The sequence below is a fragment of the Vibrio sp. 10N.261.46.E11 genome (genome assembly GCF_041472735.1).
Classification (GTDB): Bacteria; Pseudomonadota; Gammaproteobacteria; order Enterobacterales; family Vibrionaceae; genus Vibrio.
In genome coordinates this window covers 1-4,218 of sequence record NZ_JBFRQW010000055.1, presented here as the reverse complement: position 1 = coordinate 4,218, position 4,218 = coordinate 1, and the positions used below count along the sequence as shown (strand labels likewise).

General features: G+C 32.0%; 2 protein-coding genes and 1 pseudogene. 1 reads left to right on the top strand and 2 read right to left on the bottom strand.

Annotated features, from left to right (window positions below):
- Positions 1 to 619: pseudogene (locus AB4407_RS17380) on the top strand (DUF262 domain-containing protein); the annotation flags it as partial.
- A 75-nt stretch (positions 620 to 694) separates the two neighbouring features.
- On the opposite strand, the gene AB4407_RS17375 reads toward AB4407_RS17380, so the two are convergent.
- Together AB4407_RS17375 and AB4407_RS17370 are read right to left on the bottom strand one after the other, a co-directional pair.
- Positions 695 to 3,031, bottom strand: coding sequence for a DEAD/DEAH box helicase (locus AB4407_RS17375; protein WP_372121439.1), 2,337 nt, complete (start codon positions 3,029 to 3,031; stop codon positions 695 to 697).
- Positions 2,998 to 3,897 (bottom strand): DUF1837 domain-containing protein, encoded by a 900-nt coding sequence (locus AB4407_RS17370; protein WP_372121438.1) that lies wholly within the window; start codon positions 3,895 to 3,897, stop codon positions 2,998 to 3,000. Before AB4407_RS17370 ends, AB4407_RS17375 begins: the two co-directional genes overlap by 34 nt.
- Positions 3,898 to 4,218 lie beyond the last annotated feature (321 nt).

Here is a 4,218-nt window from a genome sequence, read left to right as displayed (position 1 = left end):
TCTAACTGGAGCAGATCAAGACATCATCAAGAGATGGTTACACACAGCCTTAGTAAAACGATTATTCGGTGGCACATCCGACTCTGTTCTGAGCCAAGTTAGAAAAGCCTTTACTTCAGATGTTACACTTGCTCCTATTTCTAGTGACCTATCCACCTTCCCTGTTGAAGCAATAAACAAAGAAATAAGAAAAGACACAGGGATTAGTGATGAATTTATTGAAGAGCTACTAAACACTCAAGTCGACAACAAATATGCATTTTCCTTACTCGCTCTTTTGTACCCAAACCTTGACTACAAAAATAACAATTTTCATAAAGATCACCTACATCCAACAGCACAATTTAACGAGCTTAATGATGAAGACAAGTACACTTATGGTTGGGATGTGTATAACTCGCTAAAAAACTTACAGATGTTAGATGCCAATCAAAATATGTCCAAGAGCGATAAAACACTAACAAAATGGGTTGAATTAGAAACAAAAGAAAGGGATAGAACTGCCTTCTTAGTTGATCATCATATTCCTAATGTATGTTTGAGTATTGACAAATTCGATGAGTACATTACAAAACGAACTGAAATCTTATCTTCAAAGCTAAAAGAACTTTTAGTTTAGCTATAGGTTAAGATTAACTTACCTATCGTAAAAGATTAGTAGCCACTCTATATAGAGTGGCTACTGAAAAAATTACTATCCTTTACTCAAAATGGACTGGATCACTTTAAATTTTTTCCATTCAAATTCATCAAATTTCATTGTAAGTTTTTGATTCTCCCCTTTATCATAATAATCAACGATACTACTGGGAACTCCATAATCACTAGCTAAACGACCTTTTTCAGAAGTTGCATTGTATTCAAGTTTAATCAATAATTTATCAATACCCATATTGTCATCCATATTATTATTTAATTTATTTGACATATAGTACTTATACATAATATTGAATACACCTAGGTACTTAACCAATTGATATTTTAGCGTATTAAATACAAACTTAGACGAATCTCTCACAGCTTGATCAACAGTGATACTTTTTCCATTTTTATCAACTCTAGATAAGTTGTATCTTACTGTCCCAGAGAAACCTTCTGAAAGGTAAGCGGATAAAGCGTATATCAAGGTTGAGTATACTTTCCCTGCATTAGAGCCTCTTTTGATTGGAGTTTCATTATTTACAAGGAAGCTGAGATTATCATTTGTAATAATAGGATTGATTACAGTAAGAACCGTCTTCAAACCATCGAAGTCAAGTGACAAGCCTCTTTGGAGTTGAGAAACTAATGTTGAAATATGCTCATGCTGTTGCTCTGAAAGTAACATTATGCGATCAAAGACTGTCAGTTTATCCGAATATGAAATAACTTTGTACATTTGCATAACCTGATCTGGAATGCCACGTTCTTTCTGCTTTGCTAATAGCTCCAGCCTTTTTTCAATATCCCCGGCTGTCAAAAACTCATCATCAGTTATGAAGTAATCTATTTCGTTTTTCGTCGACTCACTATCAAAGTTCTTATGTCTTATTTCATCATCTTCGCCATTAATTATGTCGTTAAACTTTTTATCTAAGACTAGTACTCTACCACTATAGTGGTGTAGAAAACGGCCAGCTCTACCAGCAACATTCTTAGCATCAAATTTTTTAAGGATCTTATTACCCTTGGTTGCATTCAAGACCAAAAGGTTTTTTGCTGATGTATTAACACCTTCGGTGATCGTAGTAGTGGTAACTAGTGCGTCTAAATCTCCCTTGTTAAAGAATTCAACTATTTCTTTTTGTATATACTTGGGAACCAGACCATGATGTATACCAATTCTATTTTTTAGAGATTCAATTACAATCCAATTTTCAAAGTCAAACTTATCTGATAAGTGCGAGATGAAAGAATCTAGCTCTAAAGAAATTTTACTATCAGTTTCAACAGATTCGGAAATCACTCCCTTTGCATACTTTTCGGCCATCCCTGGACCTTTAGAATACAAAATTACATTTTCACCACTATATCTAATATCACTAACTATTTTTGCTAGTTGTTGGCTCTTATTTTTTTTACTATACCCTTTTAAGTCAATCGTTAGCTCATCGTCAATCTTTATAAGCCTATTTCCTATCGACGTATGTGTTTTATTTACTATTTCATATTTATTGTAGTCAACAACTGTGAAACCATTGCTTTTCAAAAAAATGTTAAATGATTGATTTATATCGGAATTAATTTCACTTGGTAACTCAATATACGGACCTGCCAATAAAACATTAGAACATTTTTTTAATATACTTTGTAATGCAACTCTATAAGCAGTATCTCTTTCATTTTCTATATTAATAGAGTCAATCACAAAGTCATTATCAAGTTTATATATTTCGTCAACAAAAACAAAATCTATATCAATATCTGAATGTTTATCCATAAACGACAGATAGCGCTCTGGCGTAAATACAAATATATTGCTATCGCCAATTTCGTTAGCATCACTCAATGTATGAATATCAAAATTATCTTTAAAAAACTGATAAGAAGGTGATAATATTAGCTTTTCGTAATTTTCTGAAAGTAATGCAATTGTTGGGAATATGAGAATTATGTTTCGATATTTCATTCTCTTTATTATCTCATATATTAAATATGTTTTCCCAAATGATGTTGTGGCAGAAAGAAAAAACCTGTTATCACGATCTTCGTTAAATAGGCTAAGTACCTGTTTCTGATATTTGTGTATTTTTACATTCTCATCAACATATAATGTACTTTCATATATATTAGATGACAATGTGTTTAAGTCAAAATTATTTATCTTGTCTTCATGGCCAAACTTCCCGACCATCAAGTCATAATAATGAGGTATCCCACACATATTTGATATATACTTTAGAAACTTCAGGTCTGAGTTTGTCAAATCCTGTTTCTTTATACGATCAAAATATCCACAAATATTTTTTATGAAAAGTGGCTCATCCATAGTACCTAACTGGTAGTCATTTACTGATTTTATGATAGAAGAAGCTTCTTCGAATCTATCCACGTTATCACTTCCTCTTTAATTTGTTTTACGTTTCCGACAGGCATGAGCATAAAAAACAACTCGTAATCAATAGATAAACTATATGTCTTTTTTGAAAATTTATCGTTTATATGTTTAACTGTCTTTCGTATTTGGCTTTCTAAATCTGAGCAGTCAGATGGGTAAATCAACAATACTGGATATACTAGCTTCATATTGTGTTTTTTAACTTCATCTATAATACTTATACTTGGTTTTTCAATCCACGAGTCTATTACTGACTCTAGTTTACTTCCTTTTACACCAAGGTTATTTCTATGATTTACCATCGCTAGAATATTGTCTTCAAGATAACCATCTGAAAAAGCTTTATCCATGCCTTCTATAGCTGATTTAGCTCCGCTATCTAACGTTACTCTAAATTTAACTTCACCAAACCATAACTCTATTTTTTCTTCACCTTCGATTAAATGATATGAGTCATAACCTTTGGTTTCTGAATTTTCAAGTGGGTTATAAAAATACCCTCTCGAAATTAGAGGGGAAGACTTATAAAATTGACATAACATCAAGTAAAGTAATACTTCACCATAGAATCCATATTTAATCTTAGTGCCTTGAGTTTGATATTCTTTATACTTTATCTTAGTTTTCAAGGCTACGTTTAATAAAGATGCTAGTTCACAATCCTTTAACTCAAATTCATTAAATGAATATTCAATTATTGAATTGTAAATAATCTCTGAAAGTGCGTTATCAGAGACACACTCAAACACGTCATCTTCTGCAGTACTTAGTTTTATTGAATCCAAATCAAGTTCACTGTGTGGTAACTTGAATTTAAGGAAAATCGTTTGTTTTAGTAACTCTCGTAGGGAATTTCTCACACTACCTCTTTCAGATATCAAGCTATAACATGAGAACATATTAATTGAATTGCATAAAATGTCATAGTGTGAGATCAAAAAATATTCATATTTTTATATAGTTAGAGGTTTATACGAAGAAGGTATAGGGCAGTCGCCAGTTAAGTTGCATTCAAATGAGCACTAGAATGCATATGGAGAGATATTTAGATAAGTTCGTTATGTTGGCATAGCTAGCGTTGTTAAACATTAGACATTTTTCAACGTTACTTAAAATGTAGCAAGATTTCATTGGAGCTATATCTATCGATAGCCTTTTTAGTGGTTCATCGCGGCTTTCCG